A 1097-nucleotide genomic window follows, 5' to 3' on the forward strand; every position below is an offset into this window, starting at 1 on the left:
GTGAGGCAGTGGTGCACGACCAGGTGCGCCCAGACTTCCTGCCGCACCAGATCAGGGTCTCCCGAGCGCAGGACCTCGGTGGGCCCGCGCTGGAAGGTCTTGATCTGCCGGAACGCCGACTCCGCCTCCCACCTCGCATGGTAGAGCCCTGCCAACTCCGCCGCCGGATAGGCAACCGGGTCTAACAGGTCAGTCAGCAGCCTGACCACCTCGCCGCCGTTGACGCGGTACTCGATCACCCGGACCAGCACCCCGCCGGGGTGCGCGCCCTTCTGCCCGGCCAGGTTCATTCTCCCCAGGTAGGTCCCGTCGGGCAGATGCTCGACCGGCCGATGCGCTACCGGCGAGCGGGCCCGGATCAGCAGGTGGGCCCCGGCTCCGAGATAGGCCTTCCACAGCTCGACCCCGGGGAAGCCCCGGTCCATGATGACGAGCATCTTGCTCGCCGAGGCCGACAGGGCGATCGCCAACTCCCGCTCGCCGCCGTTGAATCCGCCCACCGCCGCGTCGATCTGGGCATGCGTGCCGCACTCGGTCAACGTCACCACCCGTACTTGCGGAAACCCCGCTGGCTGGCCGTTCTTGACTGGCCCTCCGAAGGCGGTCCGATTGGCCGGTGTGTCCGGTGCGTCCAGCACGAACCCGTCTACCGCGGCCAGCCGTATCCCGCGGTAGAAGGAGCCCTCCAGGCCTACGGGGGCCAACGGGTCGGCCAGCTCTCGGAACACGGTCTCCAGGACCAGCGGTCCCAGGCGCCTGCGCGCCCGCGTGAACGAGGACTTGTTCGGGATGCTCCCGCTCAACTCCTGAATGCTGCCCACCAGTTGCTCTGCCACGTCGTCATAGGAGTCCTGCTGGAACAGCGCCAGGGCCAGGGTGAAGTAGACCATGAACCCAGCCGGCAGAGCGCCGGGCTTCTTGTCCCGGATCCCGCACTTCTCCAGCACCTCGGCGACCAGTTCCGGAGTCACCCACCGGGTCACCACACCCAGTCGCACATGATCGGACAACCCCACCCATGGATGCATGCCGGGCCCAACGACCGCGCTCCTCCAACGTCACTGAGAACTGCTTGACGAGTTCAAGCAACGGCATTG

General features: G+C 67.5%; 1 protein-coding gene. It reads right to left on the reverse strand.

From position 1 onward, the window contains the following. A partial coding sequence (locus ABT114_RS50495) for an IS4 family transposase (protein WP_351154155.1) occupies positions 1-971 on the reverse strand: 971 nt, incomplete at its 3' end. Positions 972-1097: the final 126 nt, after the last annotated feature.

The sequence above is a fragment of the Streptomyces sp. NPDC002088 genome, from assembly GCF_040296605.1.
GTDB lineage: Bacteria > Actinomycetota > Actinomycetes > Streptomycetales > Streptomycetaceae > Streptomyces.